The organism is Pseudomonas germanica, assembly GCF_019614655.1.
Lineage (GTDB): Bacteria > Pseudomonadota > Gammaproteobacteria > Pseudomonadales > Pseudomonadaceae > Aquipseudomonas > Aquipseudomonas neuropathica.
In genome coordinates, this window is record NZ_CP071586.1 from 6,508,079 (window position 1) to 6,533,930 (window position 25,852).

Consider the following 25,852-nt stretch of genomic DNA (forward strand, 5'->3'; position numbering starts at 1 on the left):
GTCAGCATCTCCAGCTTGTCAGTTTGCCCCCCGAACGCCACACTAGCGCACATGAAAAACGTCAGCCCCAGCTACCTCAAGCATCAATTCCTGATCGCCATGCCACACATGGCCGACCCGAACTTTGCCCACACCTTGACCTACATCGTCGAGCACACGGCCAATGGCGCTATGGGGATTGTGGTCAACCGGCCGCAAGAGCTGAATCTGGCCGACATCCTTGAGCAATTACGTCCGGACATTGACCCGCCAGCACTCTGCCAGCATGTGCCGATCTTCATTGGCGGCCCGGTGCAGACCGATCGCGGTTTTGTTCTGCACCCGGCGGGCAAGACCTTTCTGGCCACCGCGCAATTGGAGGGTGATCTGGCCCTCTCGACCTCGCAGGACGTGCTGTTCGCCATCGCTGACGGCGTCGGCCCAGCAAAAAGCCTGATTGCCCTCGGTTACGCCGGTTGGGAAGCCGGGCAACTGGAAGCGGAACTCGCCGACAACGCCTGGCTGAACTGCCCGTATGACGCCGACATCCTGTTCAACACCAGCAGCGAATTGCGTCTGGAAGCAGCGGCCCGGCACCTGGGGATCAACCTCAGCCTGCTGACCAGCCAGGCAGGTCACGCCTGATGGCCCTGCGCCTGATTCTCGGCTTCGACTACGGCACCAAACAGATCGGCGTCGCGGTCGGCCAGGTGATTACCGGCCAGGCTCGTGAGCTGTGCACCTTGAAGGCACAGAACGGCGTGCCGGACTGGAACCAGGTCGAAGCCCTTATAAAAGAATGGAAACCCGATGCCGTTGTTGTCGGACTGCCGCTGAACATGGACGGCACCCCGAGCGACATGTGCGTACGCGCGGAAAAGTTTGCCCGCCGCCTCAATGGCCGCTTCAATCTGCCCTTCTATACCCACGACGAACGCCTGACCACGTTTGAAGCCAAAGGCGAGCGACTGGCCCGTGGCGGTCAGAAAGGCAGTTACCGCGACAACCCGGTGGACGCCATCGCCGCCGCTCTGCTGTTGCAGGGCTGGCTCGATGAAAACACTGCATTGTTTGAATCCTGACAAGCGCTTCGGCGCTTTTCTTTTGAGTGAAAAACCGAGTCGTGTCCAAGGATCCGACTCGCCCCCAACAAGGAGCAACCATGAGCCTGCCAAATCCCGCCGATCTGATCAGCCAGATGGCGACCCGCCTCAAGGCGCACCTTGCCCAGCGTGAAATCACTGAACCGCGTTACATCGGCATTCGCACTGGCGGCATCTGGGTCGCGCAGGCCTTGCTCAAGGAACTGGGCAGCGATGCGCCACTGGGCACGCTGGATGTTTCCTTCTACCGCGACGACTTCAGCCAGAACGGCCTGCACCCGCAAGTGCGCCCGTCCGCCCTGCCCTTCGAGATCGAAGGCCAGCATCTGGTGCTGATCGACGACGTATTGATGAGCGGCCGCACCATCCGCGCCGCCATGAACGAATTGTTCGACTACGGCCGCCCGGCCAGCGTGACCCTGGTCTGCCTGCTGGACCTCGACGCCGGCGAGCTGCCGATCCGCCCGAACGTGGTTGGCGCGACGCTGTCGCTGGCCGCACATGAACGGGTGAAGCTGTCCGGCCCCGAGCCGCTGACGCTCGAACTGCAAGACTTCAACCTTTAATCCGCCCTATTGAGAGTCCCCTTCGCGATGACGCCTCTAGATACCAAGCGCCCGCTGCAGCTCAATGATCAGGGCCAGCTGCGCCACTTCCTCTCGCTCGACGGCCTGCGCCGCGAGTTGCTGACGGAAATCCTCGACACTGCCGACTCGTTCCTCGAAGTCGGTGCCCGGGCGGTGAAGAAAGTCCCGTTGCTGCGCGGCAAAACCGTGTGCAACGTGTTCTTCGAAAACTCCACGCGCACCCGCACCACCTTCGAACTGGCGGCCCAGCGGCTGTCGGCAGACGTAATTACCCTGAACGTGTCGACCTCGTCGGCGAGTAAAGGTGAAACCCTACTCGACACCCTGCGCAACCTCGAAGCCATGGCCGCCGACATGTTCGTCGTACGCCACGGTGATTCCGGCGCCGCGCACTTCATCGCCGAACATGTATGCCCGCAAGTGGCAATCATCAACGGCGGCGACGGCCGTCACGCCCACCCGACGCAGGGCATGCTCGACATGCTCACCATCCGTCGGCACAAGGGCGGTTTCGAAAACCTCTCGGTGGCCATCGTTGGCGACATCCTGCACTCGCGGGTTGCGCGCTCGAACATGCTCGCGCTGAAGACCCTCGGCTGCCCGGACATCCGCGTGATTGCGCCGAAGACCCTGCTGCCGATCGGCATCGAGCAATACGGCGTGAAGGTCTACACCGACATGACCGAAGGCCTGAAAGACGTCGACGTGGTGATCATGTTGCGCCTGCAGCGTGAACGCATGACCGGCGGCCTGTTGCCGAGCGAAGGTGAGTTCTACCGACTGTTCGGCCTGACCACCGCGCGTCTGGCCGGGGCCAAACCCGATTGCATCGTCATGCACCCGGGGCCGATCAACCGGGGGGTGGAAATCGAGTCCGCAGTGGCCGACGGCCCGCACTCGGTGATCCTCAATCAGGTGACCTACGGCATCGCAATTCGTATGGCTGTGTTGTCCATGGCCATGAGCGGGCAAACCGCGCAGCGTCAATTCGAGCAGGAGAACGCCCAGTGAAGCTCAGCATTCTCGGCGCACGCGTCATCGATCCAAGCAGCGGCCTGGATCAAATCACCGACATTCACGTTGAAGCCTGCAAGATCGTCGCCCTCGGCGCGGCCCCGGCCGGTTTCAGCGCAGTAGAAACCATCGACGCCCAAGGCCTCGTCGCCGCTCCAGGCCTCGTCGACCTCAACGTTGCCCTGCGCGAGCCGGGCTACAGCCGCAAAGGTTCGATCATCAGCGAAACCCGCGCTGCTGCGGCCGGTGGCGTGACCAGCCTGTGCTGCCCGCCAAAGACCAAACCGGTGCTCGACACCTCGGCCGTGGCCGAGCTGATCCTCGATCGCGCTCGCGAGGCCGGCAACACCAAGGTGTTCCCGATCGGCGCGCTGAGCAAAGGCCTGGACGGCGAGCAACTGGCCGAACTGGTGGCGCTGCGCGACGCTGGTTGCGTGGCGTTCGGCAACGGTCTGGAGAGCTTCCGCAACACCCGCACTCTGTGCCGGGCACTGGAATACGCGGCGACCTTCGACCTGACGGTGATCTTCAATTCGCAGGATCACGACTTGGCTGAAGGTGGCTTGGCTCACGAAGGCGCTGTCGCCAGTTTCCTCGGCTTACCGGGGATTCCAGAAACCGCTGAAACCGTGGCCCTTGCCCGTGACCTGCTGCTGGTTGAGCAGACCGGTGTACGTGCGCATTTCAGTCAGTTGACCAGTGCTCGCGGTGTTGCCCTGATTGCTCAGGCTCAGGCCCGTGGTTTGAAGGTGACGGCGGATGTCGCGCTGTATCAGTTGATTCTGACTGATGAAGCGCTGATCGACTTCAGCAGCCTGTACCACGTGCAACCGCCGCTGCGTACGCGTGCTGACCGTGATGGCCTGCGTGCAGCGGTGAAGTCCGGTGTGGTCTCGGCGATTTCCAGCCATCACCAGCCGCACGAACGCGACGCCAAACTGGCGCCGTTCGGCGCGACCGAGCCGGGCATCAGCAGTGTTGAACTGTTGCTGCCGCTGGCGATGACGCTGGTTGAGGATGGGTTGCTGGATCTGCCGACCTTGCTGGCGCGTCTGAGTGCAGGCCCGGCTGAAGCGTTGCGTCTGCCGGCCGGCAAACTGGCGGTAGGTGGTGCGGCGGATATCGTGTTGTTCGATCCGCAGGCTTCGACGGTGGCCGGTGAGAACTGGTTGTCGAAGGGTGAGAACTGCCCGTTCATTGGGCACACTTTGCCGGGTGTGGTTCGTTACACCTTGGTGGATGGGCGGATCAGCCACCAGGCTTGATACCGGGTTGCCCCCAATCGCTGGCAAGCCAGCTCCCACAAGGTCTTGCGCTATCTTTGGGTTAGCGCAAAAACCTGTGGGAGCTGGCTTGCCAGCGATGGCTTACTGGAAGGCGCCTCTGCCTTCGGCGTTGCGTACGGATACCTGATCATTCAGCGTCCAGAAGTCATACAGCACCCCCAGAAAGAACAACCCGCCTGTCAGCAGATAGATCAGTCCACTGATCCACTTGCCCTGATACATCCGGTGCACGCCCAGCGCGCCAAGGAACGTCAGCAGAATCCACGCCACGTTGTACTCGATCGGCCCTGCGGTAAAACGCAGATCCGCCTCGCGATCCATTGCCGGGATCAAGAACAGATCGATCAGCCAGCCAATACCCAGCAAACCGAAGGTGAAAAACCAGATCGTCCCGGTCACCGGCTTGCCGTAATAGAAGCGGTGAGCACCGGTAAAACCGAAAATCCACAGCAGATAACCGATGATTTTGCTGTGCGTATCTTGCTGCTGAACAAATTGTTGATAGGGGTTCATGAAGACCTCGATTCACACGATAGATAAATATTCTTGAATTCTTTGTGACTTTTTTACAGGTAGCCGACGTACGGCAAATGTTACCGTTGCTACCGTCAAAGCCTTATAGCACCTGACTTCTGTCCGACAATTGCGTCCATTTGCCGCTTATTTGGTTCCGTTGGCCTCCAACTGAATCGACCAACGGACTCGGAATGAAAAAAAACTCTGTTATAAAGTTGCGCGCTATCACTAAAGAGCCACGCCTAATGCGACCATTTTTCAAGACATGGCTAACCATCTGCCTATTAATGCCACTGGCCGCCCACGCCACCAATCGTGAGCAACGTCTTCCCAACGTTAACGGCTTTACCCCTAAATCCCATGCTTCGGCTCCATCGAGCAAAAGCAGCAAAAGCAAAACCACCACGCTGAGCAGCAAGAGCCACAGCAAGCTGGTGCCACCGATGGCGAGCAAGGAAAGCAGCAATGTGCTGAGCCGTGCGGTGAACGTCCTCGGTACCCCTTATCGTTGGGGCGGCAGCAGCCCAAGTAAAGGTTTTGATTGCAGCGGTCTGGTGAAATACGCGTTCAACGACGCTACGTTCGACCTACCACGCACCTCCAACGCCATGGCCAGCGGTCACGGCGAGAAAGTCGAGCGCAAGGATCTGAAGCCGGGCGACCTGATTTTCTTCAACATCAAGAGCCGTCGGGTCAACCATGTTGCCATCTACTTGGGCAACGACCGCTTTATCCACGCGCCACGTCGTGGCAAAGCGGTGAGCATCGATACGCTGAACAAGCCGTACTGGCAGCAGCATTACGTGGTTGCCAAGCGTGTGTTGCCGAAAGAGCAAAACCAGATGCGCGTGGTTCAGCGCTAACACCATACCGATCGTTCCCATGCTCCGCATGGGAATGCCTCAATGGACGCTCCGCGTCCGCTTCGGCAGGGACGCAGAGCGTCCCGGGCTGCATTCCCACGCAGAGCGTGGGAACGATCACTCCCTCAGAAATTATCCGGCGTCCGCGCCTTCTCCCGCGCATGCTCGCGGCTGATCAAGCCCTTGGTCAGCAGATCCTTCAGGCACATGTCCAGTGTCTGCATGCCCAACGACCCACCCGTCTGAATCGCCGAATACATCTGCGCCACCTTGTCCTCACGGATCAGGTTACGGATCGCCGACGTGCCCAGCATGATCTCGTGCGCCGCCACCCGCCCGCCGCCGATCTTCTTGATCAACGTCTGCGAGACCACCGCCAGCAACGACTCGGACAGCATCGAACGCACCATCGACTTCTCGTCACCGGGGAACACGTCGACCACGCGGTCGATGGTTTTCGCCGCCGAGGTGGTGTGCAGCGTGCCGAATACCAAGTGCCCGGTTTCGGCAGCGGTCAGCGCCAGGCGGATGGTTTCCAGGTCACGCATCTCGCCGACCAGAATCACGTCCGGGTCTTCACGCAGTGCCGAGCGCAACGCAGTGGCGAAACTGCGGGTATCACGGTGGACTTCACGCTGATTGATCAGGCATTTGCGCGATTCGTGAACAAACTCGATCGGATCTTCGATAGTCAGGATGTGGTGATGCCGGTGGGTATTGAGGTAATCGATCATCGCCGCCAGCGTGGTTGATTTGCCGGAACCGGTCGGCCCGGTGACCAGCACCAGACCGCGCGGCGCATCGGTAATCTTGCGGAAGACGTCGCCCATGGCGAGGTCTTCCATGCTCAGCACTTTCGACGGAATGGTACGGAATACGGCGCCTGCGCCACGGTTCTGGTTGAAAGCGTTGACGCGGAAACGCGCCACACCCGGCACTTCGAAGGAAAAGTCGGTTTCCAGATGTTTCTCGAAGTCGACCCGCTGGGTGTCGTTCATGATGTCGTAGATCAGTTCGTGCACTTGCTTGTGATCCAGCGCCGGCAGATTGATCCGCCGCACATCGCCATCGACACGGATCATCGGCGGCAGACCGGCCGACAGGTGCAGGTCGGAAGCGCCTTGTTTGGCGCTGAAGGCCAGCAGTTCAGTGATATCCATAGCGCTCCTCAATTCCAGTAGAATGCCGCGAACCTTCCGACCGCTGGCGCCTCTTGATGTCCACGATAGCAGACAACATCCAACTGGTTAGTTCGCGCATCCAGGCAGCGGTAACAGCTGCAAACCGCGCTGAAAACAGCGTCCAGTTGCTCGCGGTCAGCAAGACCAAACCCGCCCAGGCCCTGCGCGAAGCATATGCCGCCGGCCTGCGTGACTTTGGCGAGAACTACCTGCAGGAAGCCTTGGGCAAACAGCTCGAACTGGCTGACCTGCCCTTGATCTGGCACTTCATCGGCCCCATTCAATCGAACAAGACTCGCGCCATCGCCGAGCATTTCGACTGGGTGCATTCCGTGGATCGCCTGAAAATCGCTCAACGCTTGTCCGAACAGCGCCCGGCTGAACTGCCGCCGCTGAACATCTGCGTTCAGGTCAATGTCAGCGGCGAAGCCAGTAAATCCGGCTGCACTCCGGCTGACCTGCCGGCATTGGCCGCCGCGATCAGCGCACTGCCGCGCCTGAAACTGCGCGGCCTGATGGCGATTCCCGAGCCGACCGACGACCGCGCCGAGCAAGACGCGGCCTTCGCCGCCGTGCAGAAATTGCAGGCGAGCCTTGATCTGCCGCTCGACACACTTTCCATGGGCATGAGCCACGACCTTGAGTCGGCCATCGCCCAAGGCGCCACCTGGGTTCGTATCGGTACGGCCCTGTTTGGCGCCCGCGACTATTCCCAATCTTGAACGTTTCCAGATAAGGACCACACATGAGCAACACACGTATTGCGTTTATCGGTGCGGGCAACATGGCGGCCAGTCTGATTGGCGGCCTGCGCGCCAAGGGGCTGGAAGCCGGGCAGATCCGTGCCAGCGACCCGGGTGAAGAAACCCGCGCCAAGGTCAGTGCCGAACACGGCATCGAAACCTTCGCCGATAACGCTCAGGCCATCGACGGCGTCGATGTGATCGTACTGGCGGTCAAGCCGCAGGCAATGAAAACCGTGTGCGAAGCGATTCGCCCAAGCCTGAAACCCAATCAATTGGTGGTTTCGATTGCTGCCGGTATCACCTGCGCCAGCATGACTGCGTGGCTCGGCGAGCAGCCGATCGTGCGCTGCATGCCCAACACCCCGGCGCTGCTGCGTCAGGGCGTCAGCGGCTTGTACGCCACCAGCGAAGTGACCGCCGAGCAACGCCAGCAAGCCGAAGAGCTGCTGTCCGCCGTCGGCATCGCCTTGTGGCTGAAGGAAGAACAGCAACTGGACGCCGTGACCGCTGTGTCAGGTTCCGGCCCTGCCTATTTCTTCCTGCTGATCGAAGCCATGACCGCCGCCGGCGTCAAACTCGGCCTGCCGAAAGACATCGCAGAACAACTGACCCTGCAGACCGCACTGGGCGCCGCGCATATGGCCGTCTCCAGCGACGTTGACGCCGCCGAACTGCGCCGCCGCGTGACTTCGCCAAACGGCACCACGGAAGCTGCAATCAAATCATTCCAGGCCAATGGCTTTGAAGCACTGGTCGAAACCGCACTCGGCGCCGCCGCGCACCGCTCGGCCGAAATGGCCGAACAACTGGGCAAATAAGGAGCCTTACATGATTGGATTGAATACCGCAGCGGTTTACGTGCTGCAAACCCTCGGCAGTCTGTACCTGCTGATCGTGCTGCTGCGTTTCGTACTGCAACTGGTGCGGGCGAACTTCTACAACCCGCTGTGCCAGTTCATCGTCAAAGCGACCCAGCCACTGCTCAAACCACTGCGCCGGATCATTCCGAGCCTGTTTGGTCTGGACATGTCGTCGCTGGTGCTGGCGATTCTGGTGCAACTGGCGCTGATGGCGTTGACCCTGCTGCTGACTTACGGCACCACCGGTAACCCGCTGCAACTGTTTATCTGGTCGCTGATCGGCGTGACCGCGCTGTTCCTGAAGATCTTCTTCTTCGCCCTGATCATCAGCGTGATTCTGTCGTGGGTTGCACCGGGCAGCCACAATCCGGGTGCTGAGCTGGTCAACCAGATCTGCGAGCCGGCACTGGCGCCGTTCCGCAAAATCCTGCCAAACCTTGGCGGTCTGGATCTGTCGCCGATCTTCGCCTTCCTCGCGCTGAAGCTGATCGACATGCTGGTGATCAACAATCTGGCGGCGATGACGATGATGCCGGAAATCCTCCGTCTGCTGATGTGAGCTGGTTTCGATGGGACGGTGACGACTTGATCCTCGAGTGTCACCTGCAACCGGCAGCCCGCAGCGATGACTTCGCCGGGCTGCATGGGGATCGCCTGAAGATTCGTCTGACTGCACCGCCGGTTGAGGGCAAGGCCAATGCTTATCTGATGGGCTTTCTGGCCAAGGCGTTTGGGGTGTCCAAAAGCCAGGTCAGTTTGCTCAGTGGCGAGTTGAACCGGCAGAAGCGAGTGAAGATCTGCTCGCCGAAGAAGTTGCCGGATTTGCCTGACCTAATGCGCTGATCGTTCCCACGCTCCGCGTGGGAATGCATCCCGGGACGCTCCGCGTCCCCTGCCGAAGCGGACGCCGAGCGTCCAATGAGGCATTCCCACGCAGAGCGTGGGAACGAGCGCAGGTAGTTGCTTGCCGCTAACCCCCCCGGTCTTTAGACTTACGCCTCATTTCAACGAGAGCAGGGTCGATGCCAGCTGCCTTTCCCCCCGATTCTGTTGGTCTGGTGACGCCGCAAACGGCGCACTTCAGCGAACCTCTGGCCTTGGCCTGTGGCCGTTCGCTGCCCGCTTATGACCTGATCTACGAAACCTACGGCACGCTCAACGCACAGGCGAGCAACGCCGTGCTGATCTGCCACGCCTTGTCCGGCCATCACCACGCCGCCGGCTACCATAGCCCCGACGACCGCAAACCCGGTTGGTGGGACAGCTGCATCGGCCCCGGCAAACCGATCGACACCAGCAAGTTCTTCGTGGTTAGTCTGAATAATCTGGGCGGCTGCAACGGCTCCACCGGCCCCAGCAGCATTAACCCGGAGACCGGCAAGCCATTCGGTGCCGACTTCCCGGTGCTGACCGTGGAGGACTGGGTACACAGCCAGGCGCGCCTGGCCGACCTGCTCGGCATCGGCCAGTGGGCGGCCGTCATCGGCGGTAGCCTCGGCGGCATGCAGGCATTGCAATGGACCATCACTTACCCGGACCGCGTGCGCCATTGTCTGGCTATCGCCTCGGCGCCAAAACTGTCGGCGCAGAACATCGCCTTCAACGAAGTTGCGCGTCAGGCGATCCTCACCGACCCGGAATTCCACGGCGGTTCGTTCCAGGAAGCCGGCGTGATCCCCAAACGCGGCTTGATGCTGGCGCGCATGGTCGGGCACATCACTTATCTGTCCGACGATTCCATGGGCGAGAAATTCGGCCGTGGCCTCAAGAGCGAGAAGCTCAACTACGACTTCCACAGCGTCGAGTTCCAGGTCGAAAGCTACCTGCGTTATCAGGGCGAAGAGTTCTCCGGACGCTTCGACGCCAACACCTATCTGTTGATGACCAAGGCGCTGGACTACTTCGATCCGGCAGCGAACTTCGACGATAACCTGGCGAAAACCTTTGAAAACGCCACGGCCAAGTTCTGCGTGATGTCGTTCACCACCGACTGGCGCTTCTCCCCTGCCCGCTCGCGGGAACTGGTGGATGCACTGATGGCGGCGCGCAAAGACGTCAGCTATCTGGAAATCGACGCACCGCAGGGCCACGACGCCTTCCTGATTCCGATCCCGCGCTACTTGCAGGCGTTCGGCAATTACATGAACCGCATCACGCTGTGAGAAAGCCATGAGAGCTGATCTGGAAATCATCCAGGAATGGATCCCCGCCGGCAGCCGCGTCCTCGACCTCGGTTGCGGTGACGGCGAGCTGCTGACCTGGCTGCGCGACAACAAGAACGTCACCGGTTATGGCCTGGAAAACGACGCCGACAACATCGCCCAGTGCGTGGCCAAAGGCGTCAACGTCATCGAACAGGATCTGGACAAGGGGCTGGGCAACTTCGCCAGCAACAGTTTCGACATCGTCGTCATGACCCAGGCCCTGCAAGCCGTGCATTACCCGGACAAGATCCTCGACGAAATGCTCCGGGTCGGCCGTCAGTGCATCATCACCTTCCCGAACTTCGGGCACTGGCGCTGCCGCTGGTACCTGGCAAGCAAAGGCCGCATGCCGGTGTCCGAGTTTCTGCCGTACACCTGGTACAACACACCGAACATTCACTTCTGCACCTTCGAAGACTTTGAAGAACTTTGCCGCGAACGTGATGCGAAGGTCATTGATCGGCTTGCCGTGGATCAACAGCACCGCCACGGGTGGGCCAGTAAGCTATGGCCTAATCTGTTAGGTGAGATCGGTATCTACCGCGTCAGCAGCCCGCAGCTTGCAGACCACAAAGTCGCGGTCTGAATCCCGTCATTTCGAGGAGCACGATCATGGGTCGTTTAGCGTTGTTGTTATTGACTGCCTGCCTGAGCGCCAGCGCCATGGCGGCCGACGTCATCAAGGGCGAACGCAAGGAAACCTTCGGCGATGTCACGGTGCACTACAACACTTTCAACTCGACGTTTCTGACGCCGGACATCGCCAAGGCGGCTGAACTGATTCGCAGCAAAAATCAGGGCGTGATCAATGTCTCGGTGATCAAGGACGGCAAACCGCTGGTCGCCAATGTCACCGGCACGGTCAAAGACCTGACCAGCCAGAGCGTGCCGCTGAATTTCAAGCAAGTCACCGAGCAGGGTGCGATCTACTACATCGCCCAGTACCCGGTGCCTCAGCAGGAAACCCGCACCTTTGAAATCAAGGTGCAGAACGGCGACAAGATCAACACCATCAATTTCAACCAAGAACTCTTTCCCGGCGAATGATGAACATCAAGCAGCTCGTACTGGCCAGCCATAACGCCGGCAAACTCAAAGAACTCCAGGCCATGCTCGGCGAATCGGTGCAACTGCGCTCGATTGGCGAGTGGAGCAAGGTCGAGCCGGAAGAAACCGGTCTGTCGTTCGTCGAGAACGCGATCCTCAAGGCACGCAACGCCGCACGCATTTCCGGGTTGCCGGCGCTGGCCGACGATTCCGGTCTGGCGGTGGATTTCCTTGGCGGTGCGCCAGGCATCTATTCGGCGCGCTATGCCGACGGCAAGGGCGATGCGGCGAACAATGCCAAATTGCTCGATGCACTGAAAGATGTGCCGGAAGCCGAGCGCGGTGCGCAGTTCGTTTGCGTGCTGGCGCTGGTGCGTCACGCTGACGATCCGTTGCCGATTCTCTGCGAAGGCCTGTGGCACGGACGGATACTGAGCGCTGCCAGCGGCGAGCACGGTTTCGGTTATGACCCGCTGTTCTGGGTGCCGGAGCGTGATGTGTCCAGCGCCGAACTGAGTCCGGCCGACAAGAACCAGATCAGCCACCGCGCCCGTGCAATGGATCTGCTGCGCCAGCGTCTGGGCCTGAAATGACCGGTGATTCTTCTGCGTCGTCGCTGATTGTCGGCGGCCCCGCCTCTTCGCCTCGGGCGCCGTTGCCGACGCTGCCGCCCCTGGCGCTGTACATCCACATCCCGTGGTGTGTGCGCAAATGTCCGTATTGCGATTTCAACTCACACACCGCCAGCCCGGTTTTGCCGGAGCAGGAATACGTTGATGCGCTGTTGGCCGATCTCGATCAGGACCTGCACGCCGTGTACGGTCGTGAAATCAGTTCGATCTTCTTTGGTGGCGGCACGCCGAGCCTGTTCAGCGCCGAAGCCCTCGGGCGGCTGCTGGAAGGCGTCGAACAGCGCATTCCGTTTGCCCACGACATCGAAATCACTCTGGAAGCCAACCCCGGGACCTTCGAGCAAGAGAAGTTCGTCGCCTACCGCAAGCTGGGGATCAATCGCCTGTCGATCGGCATCCAGAGCTTCCAGCAAGAAAAGCTCAAGGCGCTGGGGCGGATTCACAACGGTGACGAAGCGGTGCGTGCGGCCGGCATGGCACGTCAGGCCGGGTTCGATAACTTCAATCTCGACTTGATGCACGGTTTGCCCGACCAGTCGCTGGACGATGCCTTGAGCGACCTGCGCCAGGCCATCGCACTGAATCCGACGCACATTTCCTGGTATCAACTGACGCTGGAACCGAACACCGTGTTCTGGAACCAGCCGCCGGTGCTGCCGGAAGATGACACGCTGTGGGACATTCAAGAGGCCGGGCAAGCGCTGCTGGCGGAACACGGTTATGCGCAATACGAAGTGTCGGCTTATGCCCAGGCGGGCCGGCCGGCGCGGCACAACCTCAATTACTGGAGTTTTGGCGACTTCATCGGCATTGGCGCGGGTGCGCATGGCAAGCTCAGCCACCCGGACGGACGCATCGTTCGCACCTGGAAAACCCGTTTGCCGAAGGACTATCTCAACCCGGCAAAAAGCTTTCAAGCCGGCGAGAAAGCGCTGACCAACGACGAGATGCCGTTCGAGTTTCTGATGAACGCTTTGCGCCTGACCGCAGGCGTCGAATCGCACCTGTATCCTGAGCGCACCGGGCTGTCGCTGGAAAGCCTCGCTGAAGGCCGGGCCGCGGCAGAACAAAGCGGTCTGTTGCAGGTCGAACCGTCACGTCTGGCGGCCACCGAGCGCGGACAGTTGTTCCTCAACGACTTGCTGCAACAATTTCTGAACTGACTTCAGTGCTAAGGGAAAACGCATGGATTTGATACTCGACCTGCTCGCCACCGTCTCCCGCTGGAGCCGCAGCAACCTCTCGGAAATCGCTCTGGCCCTGGTGGGCTGCCTGCTGGTGCTGTTCGGCGCCGACTTCAAAGGCTGGGTCGAACAACGCCTGGGCAGCATCGCCGGCGCCCTGCGCGTGCCACTGATGGCCCTACTGTGCGTGATCGGCAGCGGCGCCGCGCTGATCTACGCCACGCCGTGGGTGATCAAGGGTTTGAGCCAGTTCAACAACTACAGCCTGGCGCCTGTGTTGCTGGTAGTCCTCGTCCTCATCGGCGTAGTCGCCGACCGCCGCTGACTCCGCAAACGCCCCAAAACAACTGTGGGAGCGAGCCTGCTCGCGAAGGCGTCTTAACATCCAACAACATCGTTGATTGTCAGACCGCTTTCGCGAGCAGGCTCGCTCCCACTATTGGGCCTTGGTTCAATGATTCTTCGATAAGCGGCTCTGCGCCTGAAGGATCGCCTTGAGGCCAACGGAATCCTTGCAGCCCAGCGCTATCGCTTTATCGAAGTGTTCGATATTGCCGCTGTCGCGCATATCGCTGCCGTTCACACGAGTCAACGCGAGTATGTAGTAGGCCTCAGCCCGAAACTGGTCTTCGGACAATACCAAGCCAGCTGCGCGGGCTCGCATGGCGGCCATCGGCCCGACCTTGCCGGCAGGCGCCCCGTTTTCTTCGAAACACAGCGAACGTTTGGCCTGCAACGGATAGTCGTCAGCATGCGCATCAGGCTTGAGCAGCAACTGCTCGAGAGACTGCAAGAATTTCAAATGATCAGGATTTTGCGCATCAAATCGTTCATACGCTTTGTCGCACAAATGGTAATAGCCCACCGCAGCCGCTAACACCCCATCATCCATGGCCTGCTGATAAAGACCACAGGTCTGTAAGCGCGTCTGCTCGGAAAACATCGGGTTGTCCTGCAGGCTGGCCAAAAAATAGGTGGCCAGCGTGTGCCCGCCGTCCGACGCATGCTTGAGGTTGTCCACAAGAGCCTCGAGATCACCTTCGGCAACGCGCAACTGTTCAGGGGTGTATTGCACGCTTTCCCCGGCGGCCTCACGCTTGATCCGGTCATTGGCGTCGCGCTCGATCTTTGCCGCCGTTCTCTGCGCACTCGCGAAGTATTCCTCGGGACTGACTACCCGTTCGCACGCTGCGCAACAAATGAGACCCAGAACCAGCGTGCAGGCAAAAATGGCTTTCAAGATTTGTCTTCCTTTACAAATGGGGGCCTCGAGCTTTCGGCGGATCATAGCCAAACTTGAGCAAACTCCAGAAACAACTGAGCTGCGGCACGCTGCGATCTTTGATCTTCAAAATCAAGATCAAAGATCGCAGCGTGCCGCAGCTCCTACAGGGGTGTTGCGTGATGCTTAAGCGAGTTTTTCGAACTTCAGGTCCCACACGCCATGGCCCAGTCGTTCGCCGCGGCGTTCGAACTTGGTGATCGGGCGTTCGGCCGGGCGTGGTACGCACTTGCCGTCTTCGGCGAGGTTGCGGTAGCCCGGGGCGACGTTCATCACTTCCAGCATGTACTCGGCGTACGGTTCCCAGTCGGTGGCCATGTGCAGAATGCCGCCAACCTTCAACTTGCTGCGCACTAGCTCAGCGAACGAGGCCTGAACGATACGGCGCTTGTGGTGACGGCTCTTGTGCCACGGATCCGGGAAGAACAGCATCAGGCGATCGAGACTGTTGTCGGCGATGCAGCGGTTGAGCACTTCGATCGCGTCGCAATCATAGACCCGCAGGTTGGTCAGGCCCTGAGTCAGCACGCCATTGAGCAGCGCGCCAACACCCGGACGGTGAACCTCAACGCCGATGAAGTCCTGATCCGGCGCGGCCGCAGCCATTTCCAGCAGCGAGTGGCCCATGCCGAAACCGATCTCCAGCGAGCGCGGTGCCGAACGGCCGAACACTTGATCGTAATCCACCGGGGTGTCGGCCAGCGGCAGCACGTAAAGCGGCGCGCCCTGATCCAGGCCGCGTTGCTGGCCTTCGGTCATGCGCCCGGCGCGCATCACGAAGCTCTTGATGCGGCGGTGTTGGCGCTCGTCGCCCTCTTCCGTCTGGACAGGCGTGTCGTTCGATTCAGTCATCAATGGCTCTTACTTGATCAGACCATCCAGCGGCGAAGAGGCGCTGGCATAGAGTTTTTTCGGCATACGGCCAGCGAGGTAGGCCAGACGGCCTGCAACGATGGCGTGTTTCATGGCTTCAGCCATCATCACCGGCTGCTGGGCGTGGGCGATGGCCGAGTTCATCAGCACCGCATCGCAACCCAGTTCCATGGCGATGGTCGCATCGGACGCAGTGCCGACACCGGCATCGACCAGCACAGGGATTTTGGCTTCTTCGAGGATGATCTGCAGGTTGTACGGGTTGCAGATCCCCAGACCGGAACCGATCAGACCGGCCAGCGGCATGACCGCGATGCAGCCGATTTCCGCCAGTTGGCGGGCGATGATCGGGTCATCGCTGGTGTACACCATCACGTCGAAGCCTTCCTTGACCAGCGTTTCCGCGGCCTTGAGGGTTTCGATGACGTTAGGGAACAGGGTCTTCTGGTCGGCCAGTACTTCCAGCTTCACCAGGTTGTGGCCATCGAGCAGCTCACGGGCCAGGCGGCAGGTGCGCACAGCTTCGATGGCGTCGTAACAACCGGCGGTGTTCGGCAGGAAGGTGTAGCGCTCCGGCGACAGCACGTCGAGCAGGTTCGGCTCGCCTTCGATCTGGCCCAGGTTGGTGCGGCGCACGGCGAAGGTGACGATCTCGGCACCCGAGGCTTCGATGGCCTGACGGGTTTCTTCCATGTCACGGTACTTGCCGGTACCGACCAGCAAACGCGACTGGTAAGTACGACCGGCCAGCACAAAAGGCTTGTCGCTACGAACGATGCTCATGGGGAATCCTCTTTAGGAGTGAGGGTCTTGCAGAATTCTGTGCCCTTGCGGGGCGGGCGATCAGCCGCCGCCGATGGCGTGCACCACTTCAACGTTGTCGCCGTCGTTGAGCGTGGTGTCGGCATGCTGGCTGCGCGGGACGATATCCAGATTGAGTTCGACTGCCACCCGGCGTCCGGTCAGTTCCAGACGGGTGATCAGGCCCGCAACGGTTTCACCGTCGGGCAGTTCAAGGGATTCACCGTTCAACTGAATGCGCATGCGTAACGCCACCATCATTTTTAGGGGCTGGCATTCTAGCCCGATCATGACCTAAAGGTCAGCACCAAGCGTCAAGCGGTTGGTTGCAAGCGCCAGGCGGCGAGGCCCAGGCATAGCCAGCCAATCAGGAACGCCAGGCCACCAAACGGGGTGATGATGCCGAGCTTGCTGATGCCGGTGGTGGTCAGCACGTACAGGCTGCCGGAGAACAGCAGGATGCCAATGGTGAATGACACGCCGGCCCAAGTGACCAGTCGACCCTGAATCTGTGTGGCCAGCAGCGCCACACCAAACAGCGCCAAGGTGTGCACCAATTGATAGGTGACGCCGGTATGGAAGATCGCCAGATACTCGGGTGTCAGACGGTTTTTCAGGCCATGGGCGGCGAATGCACCCAAGGCGACCCCGGTGAAACCGAAAAAAGCGGCCAGCATCAAAAAGCCACGCAGCATTGGGAACTCCAGTCAGACGTGATCGGCAGGGTCTGTATAATGGCCCGCTCCACCGGTTCGGCCAAGCCATCTCTATGCTGCGTACTATTTTCCGTCGTCTCACGAAGGCCCTGCTCTGGTTCGCCGGCGGCAGCGTCTTGCTGGTGCTGGTGTTTCGCTTCGTGCCGCCGCCGGGTACGGCGTTGATGGTCGAACGCAAGATCGAGTCCTGGGTCGACGGTGAGCCAATTGACCTGCAACGCACGTGGAAGCCGTGGGACGAGATCTCCGACGACCTCAAAGTCGCGGTCATGGCCGGTGAGGATCAGAAGTTTCCCGAGCATTGGGGTTTTGATTTCAGTGCGATCCAGGCTGCATTGGCCCACAACGAGCTTGGCGGCTCGATTCGCGGCGCGAGCACTTTGAGCCAGCAGGTGTCGAAAAACCTGTTTCTGTGGGCCGGTCGCAGCTATCTGCGTAAAGGCCTGGAGGCGTGGTTTACTGCGCTGATCGAGGTGTTCTGGCCCAAGCAGCGGATTCTTGAGGTGTATCTCAACAGCGTCGAGTGGGATGACGGGGTGTTTGGCGCCGAAGCCGCAGCCCGCCATCACTTTGGTGTTAGCGCGAAGTCGTTGTCACGGCAGCAGGCGAGTTATCTGGCGGCTGTTCTGCCCAATCCGCGTGTCTGGAGTGCCAGCCATCCGACCGCTTATGTCTCGCGGCGGGCCGGGTGGATTCGGCAGCAGATGAGTCAGTTGGGTGGGGATAGTTATCTGTTGGGGCTCAACGATTCGCGCCGGGCACCGTGGTCGCGATAACACCGAGGATCTAAATGTAGGAGTGAGCCTGCTCGCGATAGCGGTACATCAGTGACGGCAATGCTGACTGTCACACCGCTATCGCGAGCAGGCTCACTCCTACATTGGTTTTGTGTGAAGCCAGAAATGAAAACGCCCCGATCATCGCTGATCGGGGCGTTTTTTATTGCCTGCTCGCCGGTTATGCGGCGATCGACAACTTGAGCTTGTTCATCGCGCTCTTCTCGAGTTGACGGATCCGCTCGGCCGACACGTTGTACTTCTGCGCCAGATCATGCAGCGTGGCTTTCTCTTCTGCCAGCCAGCGCTGGTAGAGGATGTCGCGGCTACGTTCGTCCAGCACTTCCAGCGCTTCGTGCAGGTTGTGGTTGGAGTTGTCGCTCCAATCGGCATCTTCCAGTTGACGCGCCGGGTCGTACCGGTGGTCTTCCAGGTAGTTGGCCGGCGATTGAAAAGCGCTGTCATCGTCGGCTTCAGCAGCCGGGTCGAAGGCCATGTCGTGGCCGGTCAGGCGACTTTCCATCTCGCGCACTTCACGCGGTTCAACGCCGAGGCTTTCCGCCACACGGTGGACTTCCTCGTTGTTCAGCCACGCCAGACGTTTCTTCTGGCTGCGCAGGTTGAAGAACAGCTTGCGCTGGGCCTTGGTGGTCGCGACTTTCACAATGCGCCAGTTGCGCAGGATGAACTCGTGAATTTCCGCCTTGATCCAGTGCACAGCGAACGACACCAGACGCACACCCATTTCCGGGTTGAAGCGCTTCACGGCCTTCATCAGGCCGACGTTACCTTCCTGAATCAGGTCAGCCTGAGCCAGACCGTAGCCGGAATAACTACGGGCGATATGTACAACAAAACGCAGGTGGGCGAGCACCATCTGCCGAGCCGCCCCCAAATCCTGCTCATAGTAGAGACTCTCGGCCAGTTCACGCTCCTGCTCCGGCGTCAGCAATGGAATGCTGTTGACGGTGTGCACGTAGGCTTCCAGGTTCGCACCCGGAACCAACGCATACGCAGGTTGCAAAGAATTGGTCATGCGAAAAAACCTCCCACTTACATACTCGTGCTTCTCAGCACTGCGAAAAATTGACCGGGAACTCAAATACAAGTTCCCAAAAAACCGCGAGGTCAATCACGCGCAAAAAAGATTCTACTTCGGCGCCAGCTCCCTGAGATGGCGTGCGACTGCAATCCATGCACCGATATAACCCAACAGCACCGCGCCAAGCAAGAGCGACAGACCGTCGGCAACTGGCACTCCGGCCAGAGCGAAATCACTGCCGTACAAACCGGCCAGCCCAACCACCGCATCGTTCAGCCAGTTCAGGCCGAACGCCAAGACGCCCCAGGACAATAGCCCCGCACCGAAGCCATACAACGCCCCCATATAAAGGAAAGGGCGACGCACATAACTGTCAGTGCCGCCGACGAGTTTAATCACTTCTATCTCGGTGCGGCGGTTTTCAATATGAAGACGAATGGTATTGCCTATCACCAAAAGTAATGCAGAAACCAAAAGCACCGTCAGACCGAAGACAAAACGATCGCCAAGCTTGAGGATGGCGGCCAGACGCTCGACCCAGACTAGATCAAGTTGCGCCTGTTGTACCTTGGGCAATTCGGAAAGTTTTTGTCTTAATGCTTCCAGCGTCGGCTTGTCGACCTCATTCGGGGTGACCAGCACCACGCCCGGCAACGGGTTCTCCGGCAGCTCGCGTAGGGCTTCACCCAACCCGGATTGCTGCTGAAACTCTTCCAGCGCCTGATCGCGGCCGACATATTCAGCATCCGCTACGCCGGGCATGCCTTTGATCTGCTCGCGCAACGACTCGCCCTGCTGCGGACTGGCGTCGAGTTGCAGATACAGCGAAATCTGCGCTGCACGCTGCCACGAACCGCCAAGACGCTCGACGTTGTTGAGCAACAGGGACAAGCCCATTGGCAGACTCAGCGCGACCGCCATCACCATGCAGGTGAAGAAGCTGCCGATCGGCTGCTTGCCGAGACGACGCAGGCTGTCGAGCAGACTGGCGCGATGGCTTTCGACCCAGGCACGGAACAGCGTGGCGAAGTCCGGGCCATCGTCTTCGTCGTGTTTTTTCTTCTTCGGTGGTTGCGGATCGGCGGCTTTCGGCGCCACACGTTCGGAAACCTTCGGACTGCGTGTCGCACTCATTCTCCGGCCTCCCCGTCGCCGATCAATCGGCCGCGTTGCAGGGTCAGCATGCGGTGACGCATGCGCGCGATCAGCGCCAGGTCGTGACTGGCGATCAGCACACTGGTGCCCAGACGATTGATGTCTTCGAACACGCCCATGATTTCAGCCGCCAGACGCGGGTCGAGGTTACCGGTGGGTTCGTCCGCCAGCAGCAAGGCCGGACGGTGCACGATGGCGCGAGCAATGCCGACACGCTGTTGCTGACCGGTGGACAGGTCGCCCGGATACAGATCGGTTTTATCCGACAGCGCCACGCGCTCCAGCGCCGAATCGACACGCTTGGCGATTTCGACCTTGGACAAGCCAAGAATCTGCAGCGGCAAGGCGACGTTGTTGAACACCGTGCGATCAAACAGCAACTGGTGGTTCTGGAACACCACGCCGATCTGCCGACGCAGGAACGGAATCTGCGCGTTGCTGATGGTGCTCAGGTCTTGCCCAGCCAGCAGCAGTTTGCCGCTGGTCGGACGCTCCATCGCCAGCAACAGGCGCAACAACGTGGATTTACCGGCGCCGGAGTGACCGGTGACAAACAAGAACTCGCCACGACGGACTCGAAAGCTCAGCTCATGCAAGCCGACGTGACCGTTCGGGTAGCGTTTACCGACCTGTTCGAAACGAATCATGAACGCTCCCGCTCGGCAAACAGTGCCTGGACAAAGGGTTCGGCTTCAAAAGTGCGCAAGTCGTCGATGCCTTCACCGACGCCGATGTAGCGGATCGGCAAGCCGAACTGCTTGGCCAGGGCGAAAATCACGCCGCCCTTGGCAGTGCCGTCGAGCTTGGTCAGCGCCAGACCGGTCAGTTCGACGGTCTGGTTGAATTGCTTGGCCTGGTTGATCGCGTTCTGGCCAGTACCGGCGTCGAGCACCAGCAGCACTTCGTGCGGCGCGTCGGCGTCGAGCTTGCCGATGACGCGGCGAACCTTTTTCAGTTCTTCCATCAGGTTGTCTTTGGTGTGCAGACGACCGGCGGTGTCGGCGATCAATACGTCAATGCCACGGGCCTTGGCAGCCTGCACGGCGTCGAAAATCACCGAGGCCGAGTCGGCGCCGGTGTGCTGGGCGATGACCGGAATCTTGTTGCGCTCGCCCCAGACCTGCAATTGCTCCACGGCAGCGGCGCGGAAGGTGTCACCGGCGGCGAGCATGACTTTCTTGCCTTCCAGTTGCAGCTTCTTCGCCAGTTTGCCGATGGTGGTGGTTTTGCCGGCGCCGTTGACGCCAACCACCAGAATCACGAACGGCTTGTTCTGCGAAACGATTTTCAGCGGTTGTTCGACCGGCTTGAGCATCGCTGCCAGTTCGGCCTGCAGGGATTTGTACAGCGCGTCGGCGTCGGCCAGCTCTTTGCGGGCGACCTTCTGGGTCAGGCGCTGGATGATTTGCGTGGTAGCTTCGACGCCGACGTCGGCGGTGAGCAGACGGGTTTCGAGGTCATCGAGCAGGTCGTCATCAATGGTTTTGCGGCCGAGGAACAAGCTGGCCATGCCCTCGCCGATGCTGGCGCTGGTTTTCGACAGGCCTTGCTTGAGACGGGCGAAGAAACCGGCTTTGGTTTCTTCGGTGCGCGGGGCTTCGACTGGGGCCTCGGTAACCACTTCAACCGGCACAACTGGCGCAGCGACGACCGGTGCAGGTGCAGGTGCAGGCTCGGGCTGTTGAACGACAGGAGCGATAAACGCCGGCGCAACAGGCTCAGCAACAACCGGCGCAGGCTCGACAACCGGCTCAACCACAGGCGCCCGAGCCACCTCGGGCACCAACGCAGCAGGCGCTGGAATGTCCGGGGTGATGTGTGGCGCAGCTTCTTCAACCAACGCCACCGGCTCTTCCGCCACCGGCAAGGTCAGCCACGGTTCAGCCGCAGGAGTCAGCGGTAGTTCAGCCGCCACAGGCGCTTCAGGCTCTGGCTCAGGCTCAACCGGTTGCAACACCGGCTCGGCAATCGGCAGCACAATCGGTGCCGGCTCTTCTTCTATGACTGGAGCCGGCGCCGGCGCAGGCGCTGGCTCAGGAATCACCGGCGGCTGTTCGACGACGGGTTCCTGCGGTTTCTTACGCAGCCATCCGAACAGGCTTTTCTTCTCGCCAGCCGCAGCTGGGGTCTTCTTGTCGTCGTTGGAACCAAACATGGAGGACGGCTATCTCACGGTAGCGACGCGCCATAAGGGCGCCCCGGCAAATAAATATTCGATGCAGAACAGACTGTGTTTCATCCAGCTTGTTCACGCGCAACATTTTGTCGAGGCGCCAGCGGCACCTCAAAGAATCGTATAAACGAAGGACTAAACCGGCAAATTCGGCGAAAAAGCGAAGTTTAGTCGATAAACTGTAGCTTTCTGCCGCAAACCCATTCAGCCAGATCAGGTCTGAAAACCTGATAGGCGTGGTCGCCGGTAAAACGGATCAGTATCCTAGCACCCTCTCGCCCGCCGACGCTAAGACCAAGCGGGCAGCCCAACAGGTTAAAAAACGAATGAATGCTCTAGCCCGCCGCGCTGCAGGCCTGCTGCTCAGCACAGTCTGCCTGCCCCTTTCGGCCCTGGCGGCCGACCCGCAACCGACCCACGAATTCACCCTCGACAACGGCCTCAAGGTCGTCGTGCGCGAAGACCATCGCGCACCGGTGGTGGTGTCGCAGGTCTGGTACAAGGTCGGCTCCAGCTACGAAACCCCGGGCCAGACCGGTCTGTCCCACGCGCTTGAGCACATGATGTTCAAGGGCAGTGAAAAAGTCGGTCCCGGCGAAGCGTCGCTGATCCTGCGTGACCTCGGCGCCGAAGAGAACGCCTTCACCAGCGACGATTTCACCGCTTATTACCAGGTACTGGCCCGCGACCGTCTGGGCGTCGCCTTCGAACTGGAAGCCGACCGCATGGCCAATCTGCGCCTGCCGGCCGACGAGTTCGCCAAGGAGATCGAAGTCATCAAGGAAGAGCGCCGCTTGCGCACCGATGACAAGCCGATGTCCAAGGCCTACGAGCGCTACAAGGCCATGGCTTACCCGGCCAGCGGCTACCACACGCCAACCATTGGCTGGATGGCCGACCTCGACCGCATGAAAGTCGAAGAACTGCGCCACTGGTACCAATCCTGGTACGTGCCGAACAACGCCACACTCGTCGTAGTCGGCGACGTGACCCCGGACGAAGTGAAAACCCTCGCCCAACGCTACTTCGGCCCAATCGCCAAACGCGACGTGCCGCCCGCGAAAAAACCGCTGGAGCTGGCCGAACCCGGCGAACGCCAGATCACCCTGCACGTGCAGACGCAATTGCCTAGCCTGATGCTCGGTTTCAACGTACCAAGCATTGCCACGGCTGAAGACAAACGCTCGGTCAACGCCTTGCGCCTGATCTCGGCGTTGCTCGACGGCGGTTACAGCGGGCGCATCCCGACGCAACTGGAGCGCGGCGAAGAGCTGGTCTCCGGCGGTTCGTCGAGCTACGACGCCTATACCCGTGGCGACAGTCTGTTCACTCTGTCGGCAACCCCGAACACCCAGAAGAAAAAGACTATCGCGCAAGCCGAGGCCGGTCTGTGGAAACTGCTGGAACAGCTGAAAACCACCGCGCCGTCCGCTGAAGAACTGGAGCGCGTGCGAGCACAAGTGATTGCCGGTCTGGTCTTCGAACGTGACTCGATCACCAGTCAGGCCACCGCCATCGGTCAACTCGAGACCGTCGGTCTGTCGTGGAAACTGATGGACACCGAACTGGCCGATCTGGAAAGCGTGACCCCGCAAGACATTCAGAACGCCGCCAAGCTGTATTTCACCCGCGAACGTCTCAGCGTCGCCCACGTCCTGCCACTGGAGACGACTCATGAGTAAGCGCAAATCCCCACGCCTGCTACTCGGCCTGATTGCCGTGGCGGTGATCGGCTCTGCCGCGCTCTACCTGTCGCCTGGCGCTGACAGCAATGCCAGCGAAGCCCTCGACAAAGCCAAGACCAGCCAGAAGCTGCAATCACTGACCGAACTCGACGGCAAGGCCCCGGCCAGCCGCAAACTCGACGTGCAAACCTGGAACACCGCCGAAGGCGCCAAAGTATTGTTCGTCGAAGCCCATGAGCTGCCGATGTTCGACATGCGCCTGATCTTCGCCGCTGGCAGCAGCCAGGACGGCAGCGCTTCGGGCTTGGCAGTGCTGACCAACGCGATGCTCAACGAAGGTGTCGCCGGCAAAGACGTCGGCGCCATCGCGCAAGGCTTCGAAGGCCTCGGTGCGGATTTCGGCAACGGTGCTTTCAAGGACATGGGGTTGGCTTCTCTACGCAGCTTGAGTGCCACCGACAAGCGTGAACCGGCGCTGAAGCTGTTCGCGGAGGTGGTCGGCAAACCGACCTTCCCGGCCGATTCGTTCGCACGCATCAAGAACCAGCTGCTCGCCGGTTTCGAATACCAGAAACAGAACCCCGGCAAACTCGCCAGCCTTGAGCTGATGAAGCGCTTGTACGGCGATCACCCGTACGCGCATTCGAGTGACGGTAACCCGCAGAGCGTGCCGAAGATCACCCTCGCGCAGTTGCGTGAGTTCCACGCCAAGGCCTACGCCGCTGGCAACGTGGTGATCGCGCTGGTCGGCGACCTGTCGCGGGCGGATGCCGAGGCGATTGCCAATCAGGTCTCCTCTGCCCTGCCCAAAGGCCCAGCGCTGGCGAAAATCGCTCAGCCGCAGGAACCGAAGGCCAGCATCAACCACATCGAGTTCCCGTCGAAGCAGACCAACCTGATGCTCGCGCAGTTGGGCATCGACCGTGACGACCCCGATTACGCGGCGCTGTCGATGGGCAACCAGATCCTCGGTGGCGGCGGTTTCGGCACGCGCCTGATGAGTGAAGTGCGCGAGAAGCGCGGCCTAACCTACGGCGTGTACTCGGCGTTCAGCCCGATGCAGGCACGCGGCCCGTTCATGATCAACCTGCAGACCCGCGCGGAAATGAGTGAAGGCACCCTGAAACTGGTGCAGGACGTGCTCGCCGACTACCTGAAAACCGGGCCGACGCAGAAAGAACTCGACGACGCCAAACGCGAACTGGCCGGCAGTTTCCCGCTGTCCACCGCGAGCAACGCCGATATCGTCGGCCAACTCGGCGCGATGGGCTTCTATAATCTGCCGCTGAGCTATCTGGACGACTTCATGCGTCAGTCGCAAAGCCTGACCGTGGAACAAGTCCGCGACGCCCTGAACAAACACCTGAGCACGGACAAAATGGTCATCGTCACCGCTGGCCCGACCGTGCCGCAAAAGCCGTTACCGGCCCCATCTGATAAACCTGCCGAGCAACCGCTCGGGGTTCCGGAGCACTAATGGCTACCCGATCGCCTAAAAAACCTGCGCAAAACGTCCATAACGGTGTGAACCAGTTGCGCATCATTGGCGGCCAATGGCGCAGCCGCAAGCTGAGCTTCCCCGACGCACCGGGCCTGCGCCCGACGCCGGATCGCGTGCGTGAAACCTTGTTCAACTGGCTCGCACCGTACGTTGAAGGGGCCAAGGTGCTTGATCCGTTCGCCGGCAGTGGCGCGCTGTTTCTCGAAGCGCTGTCCCGTGGCGCGGCCATGGGTCAGGCGCTGGATGCCAGCAACATTGCCGTGTCCAGCCTGAAAGAACACCTTGGCACCCTGCGCTGCACCAACGGCCAGGTGCAGACCGCCGACGCCCTGCGTTATCTGGAAACCCAGACCGCAACTCCGTTCGACCTGGTATTCCTCGACCCGCCGTTCAACCAGAACCTGCTGCCTGCCGTCTGCACCTTGCTCGAAGAGCGCCAGTGGCTGGCGCCGGACTCGTGGATCTACACTGAAAGCGAAACGGCGCCATCGACGCTGGGCCTGCCGGGCAACTGGCGCCTGCATCGCGAGCAGAAATCCGGCCGGGTTTACTACGCGCTGTGGCAACGTACGGCAGAGATCGCCGGTTAACCGACCGGTCTGAATAAGCGGCGCCCCTTCCAACAGGGTCGCCGCTCTGCATCGAG

31 protein-coding genes are annotated in these 25,852 nt (G+C 60.4%); 20 read left to right on the top strand and 11 right to left on the bottom strand.

The annotated features are described in order from the left end of the window. Positions 1-51: 51 nt before the first annotated feature. From J0G10_RS28905 to J0G10_RS28925, 5 genes are all read left to right on the top strand, one after another. Entirely contained in the window at positions 52-624 is a 573-nt protein-coding gene (locus J0G10_RS28905) for a YqgE/AlgH family protein (RefSeq protein WP_095049468.1), read from the top strand. Next, positions 624-1,061: a Holliday junction resolvase RuvX gene (ruvX, locus tag J0G10_RS28910; RefSeq protein WP_064589634.1), complete on the top strand. Its 438-nt coding sequence runs from the start codon at positions 624-626 to the stop codon at positions 1,059-1,061. Before J0G10_RS28905 ends, ruvX begins: the two co-directional genes overlap by 1 nt. 80 nt (positions 1,062-1,141) lie before the next feature. After that, the gene (pyrR, locus tag J0G10_RS28915) at positions 1,142-1,648 is read left to right on the top strand and encodes a bifunctional pyr operon transcriptional regulator/uracil phosphoribosyltransferase PyrR (RefSeq protein ID WP_034153653.1); all 507 of its coding nucleotides are present in this window, start codon (positions 1,142-1,144) and stop codon (positions 1,646-1,648) included. Between the two features lie 27 nt (positions 1,649-1,675). Beyond that, entirely contained in the window at positions 1,676-2,680 is a 1,005-nt protein-coding gene (locus tag J0G10_RS28920; RefSeq protein WP_007913665.1) for an aspartate carbamoyltransferase catalytic subunit, read from the top strand. Further along, positions 2,677-3,948 (top strand): dihydroorotase, encoded by a 1,272-nt coding sequence (locus J0G10_RS28925; protein WP_095125844.1) that lies wholly within the window; start codon positions 2,677-2,679, stop codon positions 3,946-3,948. Before J0G10_RS28920 ends, J0G10_RS28925 begins: the two co-directional genes overlap by 4 nt. A 102-nt stretch (positions 3,949-4,050) precedes the next feature. On the opposite strand, the gene J0G10_RS28930 is transcribed toward J0G10_RS28925, so the two are convergent. Beyond that, complete coding sequence (locus J0G10_RS28930) at positions 4,051-4,482, bottom strand: NINE protein (protein WP_007913651.1); 432 nt, start codon at positions 4,480-4,482, stop codon at positions 4,051-4,053. A gap of 248 nt (positions 4,483-4,730) precedes the next feature. Here J0G10_RS28930 and J0G10_RS28935 point away from each other — a divergent pair, with 248 nt between their 5' ends. After that, the gene (locus J0G10_RS28935) at positions 4,731-5,348 is read left to right on the top strand and encodes a C40 family peptidase (protein ID WP_095049466.1); all 618 of its coding nucleotides are present in this window, start codon (positions 4,731-4,733) and stop codon (positions 5,346-5,348) included. 125 nt (positions 5,349-5,473) lie between these two features. Here J0G10_RS28935 and J0G10_RS28940 read toward each other — a convergent pair whose 3' ends face one another. Beyond that, complete coding sequence (locus J0G10_RS28940; protein ID WP_095049465.1) at positions 5,474-6,508, bottom strand: type IV pilus twitching motility protein PilT; 1,035 nt, start codon at positions 6,506-6,508, stop codon at positions 5,474-5,476. Between the two features lie 56 nt (positions 6,509-6,564). On the opposite strand from J0G10_RS28940, the gene J0G10_RS28945 reads away from it, so the two are divergent. The 10 genes from J0G10_RS28945 to J0G10_RS28990 all read left to right on the top strand — a co-directional run bounded on the left by J0G10_RS28945 (position 6,565) and on the right by J0G10_RS28990 (position 13,527). After that, on the top strand, positions 6,565-7,251 hold the full coding sequence (locus J0G10_RS28945) for a YggS family pyridoxal phosphate-dependent enzyme (RefSeq protein ID WP_095125843.1): 687 nt from the start codon (positions 6,565-6,567) through the stop codon (positions 7,249-7,251). A 23-nt stretch (positions 7,252-7,274) separates the two neighbouring features. Beyond that, complete coding sequence (proC, locus tag J0G10_RS28950; RefSeq protein WP_095125842.1) at positions 7,275-8,093, top strand: pyrroline-5-carboxylate reductase; 819 nt, start codon at positions 7,275-7,277, stop codon at positions 8,091-8,093. A 10-nt stretch (positions 8,094-8,103) separates the two neighbouring features. Beyond that, positions 8,104-8,694, top strand: a complete 591-nt coding sequence (locus J0G10_RS28955; protein WP_095049462.1) for a YggT family protein — start codon at positions 8,104-8,106, stop codon at positions 8,692-8,694. After that, on the top strand, positions 8,691-8,978 hold the full coding sequence (locus J0G10_RS28960; RefSeq protein ID WP_095049461.1) for a DUF167 domain-containing protein: 288 nt from the start codon (positions 8,691-8,693) through the stop codon (positions 8,976-8,978). The genes J0G10_RS28955 and J0G10_RS28960 overlap by 4 nt, the downstream gene beginning before the upstream one ends. Positions 8,979-9,157: 179 nt before the next feature. Next, positions 9,158-10,297, top strand: a complete 1,140-nt coding sequence (gene metX / locus J0G10_RS28965) for a homoserine O-succinyltransferase MetX (RefSeq protein ID WP_095049460.1) — start codon at positions 9,158-9,160, stop codon at positions 10,295-10,297. A 7-nt stretch (positions 10,298-10,304) separates the two neighbouring features. Beyond that, positions 10,305-10,925, top strand: coding sequence for a methionine biosynthesis protein MetW (gene metW, locus J0G10_RS28970; protein ID WP_007913638.1), 621 nt, complete (start codon positions 10,305-10,307; stop codon positions 10,923-10,925). Between the two features lie 26 nt (positions 10,926-10,951). Further along, on the top strand, positions 10,952-11,386 hold the full coding sequence (locus J0G10_RS28975) for a DUF4426 domain-containing protein (RefSeq protein WP_095049459.1): 435 nt from the start codon (positions 10,952-10,954) through the stop codon (positions 11,384-11,386). Then, positions 11,383-11,979, top strand: coding sequence for an RdgB/HAM1 family non-canonical purine NTP pyrophosphatase (gene rdgB, locus J0G10_RS28980; protein WP_095125841.1), 597 nt, complete (start codon positions 11,383-11,385; stop codon positions 11,977-11,979). The genes J0G10_RS28975 and rdgB overlap by 4 nt, the downstream gene beginning before the upstream one ends. Beyond that, complete coding sequence (gene hemW / locus J0G10_RS28985; RefSeq protein WP_245398007.1) at positions 11,976-13,181, top strand: radical SAM family heme chaperone HemW; 1,206 nt, start codon at positions 11,976-11,978, stop codon at positions 13,179-13,181. Before rdgB ends, hemW begins: the two co-directional genes overlap by 4 nt. Before the next feature lie 22 nt (positions 13,182-13,203). Then, the gene (locus J0G10_RS28990; protein ID WP_007913629.1) at positions 13,204-13,527 is read left to right on the top strand and encodes a DUF3392 domain-containing protein; all 324 of its coding nucleotides are present in this window, start codon (positions 13,204-13,206) and stop codon (positions 13,525-13,527) included. A 126-nt stretch (positions 13,528-13,653) separates the two neighbouring features. On the opposite strand, the gene J0G10_RS28995 is transcribed toward J0G10_RS28990, so the two are convergent. The 5 genes from J0G10_RS28995 to J0G10_RS29015 all read right to left on the bottom strand — a co-directional run bounded on the left by J0G10_RS28995 (position 13,654) and on the right by J0G10_RS29015 (position 16,853). Continuing rightward, entirely contained in the window at positions 13,654-14,442 is a 789-nt protein-coding gene (locus J0G10_RS28995; protein ID WP_095049456.1) for a hypothetical protein, read from the bottom strand. Between the two features lie 168 nt (positions 14,443-14,610). Beyond that, positions 14,611-15,336 carry a tRNA (guanosine(46)-N7)-methyltransferase TrmB gene (trmB, locus tag J0G10_RS29000; protein WP_095049455.1) on the bottom strand — a complete coding sequence of 242 codons (726 nt, stop codon included), beginning with the start codon at positions 15,334-15,336 and terminating at the stop codon, positions 14,611-14,613. A gap of 9 nt (positions 15,337-15,345) precedes the next feature. Then, a complete protein-coding gene (locus J0G10_RS29005) occupies positions 15,346-16,140 on the bottom strand; it encodes a thiazole synthase (RefSeq protein ID WP_007913621.1) in 795 nt (264 codons plus the stop codon). 60 nt (positions 16,141-16,200) lie between these two features. Next, complete coding sequence (thiS, locus tag J0G10_RS29010; RefSeq protein ID WP_167359915.1) at positions 16,201-16,401, bottom strand: sulfur carrier protein ThiS; 201 nt, start codon at positions 16,399-16,401, stop codon at positions 16,201-16,203. A gap of 71 nt (positions 16,402-16,472) precedes the next feature. Next, the gene (locus J0G10_RS29015; protein ID WP_095049454.1) at positions 16,473-16,853 is read right to left on the bottom strand and encodes a DUF423 domain-containing protein; all 381 of its coding nucleotides are present in this window, start codon (positions 16,851-16,853) and stop codon (positions 16,473-16,475) included. Between the two features lie 74 nt (positions 16,854-16,927). Here J0G10_RS29015 and mtgA point away from each other — a divergent pair, with 74 nt between their 5' ends. After that, complete coding sequence (gene mtgA / locus J0G10_RS29020; protein ID WP_095049453.1) at positions 16,928-17,650, top strand: monofunctional biosynthetic peptidoglycan transglycosylase; 723 nt, start codon at positions 16,928-16,930, stop codon at positions 17,648-17,650. 181 nt (positions 17,651-17,831) lie between these two features. Here mtgA and rpoH read toward each other — a convergent pair whose 3' ends face one another. From rpoH to ftsY, 4 genes are all read right to left on the bottom strand, one after another. Beyond that, positions 17,832-18,686 carry an RNA polymerase sigma factor RpoH gene (rpoH, locus tag J0G10_RS29025; RefSeq protein WP_003229146.1) on the bottom strand — a complete coding sequence of 285 codons (855 nt, stop codon included), beginning with the start codon at positions 18,684-18,686 and terminating at the stop codon, positions 17,832-17,834. Positions 18,687-18,800: 114 nt separating this feature from the next. Continuing rightward, positions 18,801-19,826, bottom strand: a complete 1,026-nt coding sequence (gene ftsX / locus J0G10_RS29030) for a permease-like cell division protein FtsX (RefSeq protein WP_095049452.1) — start codon at positions 19,824-19,826, stop codon at positions 18,801-18,803. Continuing rightward, on the bottom strand, positions 19,823-20,494 hold the full coding sequence (gene ftsE, locus J0G10_RS29035; protein WP_220557122.1) for a cell division ATP-binding protein FtsE: 672 nt from the start codon (positions 20,492-20,494) through the stop codon (positions 19,823-19,825). Before ftsE ends, ftsX begins: the two co-directional genes overlap by 4 nt. Beyond that, positions 20,491-22,002 carry a signal recognition particle-docking protein FtsY gene (ftsY, locus tag J0G10_RS29040; RefSeq protein WP_220557123.1) on the bottom strand — a complete coding sequence of 504 codons (1,512 nt, stop codon included), beginning with the start codon at positions 22,000-22,002 and terminating at the stop codon, positions 20,491-20,493. Before ftsY ends, ftsE begins: the two co-directional genes overlap by 4 nt. Before the next feature lie 344 nt (positions 22,003-22,346). Between ftsY and J0G10_RS29045 the strand changes: the two genes are divergently transcribed. From J0G10_RS29045 to rsmD, 3 genes are read left to right on the top strand one after another with little or no spacing between them, the layout of a single operon-like run. Then, positions 22,347-23,702, top strand: coding sequence for a M16 family metallopeptidase (locus tag J0G10_RS29045; protein ID WP_007913612.1), 1,356 nt, complete (start codon positions 22,347-22,349; stop codon positions 23,700-23,702). Next, positions 23,695-25,182, top strand: coding sequence for a M16 family metallopeptidase (locus J0G10_RS29050; RefSeq protein ID WP_220557124.1), 1,488 nt, complete (start codon positions 23,695-23,697; stop codon positions 25,180-25,182). The genes J0G10_RS29045 and J0G10_RS29050 overlap by 8 nt, the downstream gene beginning before the upstream one ends. Beyond that, the gene (gene rsmD / locus J0G10_RS29055) at positions 25,182-25,796 is read left to right on the top strand and encodes a 16S rRNA (guanine(966)-N(2))-methyltransferase RsmD (protein ID WP_038358861.1); all 615 of its coding nucleotides are present in this window, start codon (positions 25,182-25,184) and stop codon (positions 25,794-25,796) included. The genes J0G10_RS29050 and rsmD overlap by 1 nt, the downstream gene beginning before the upstream one ends. Positions 25,797-25,852: the final 56 nt, after the last annotated feature.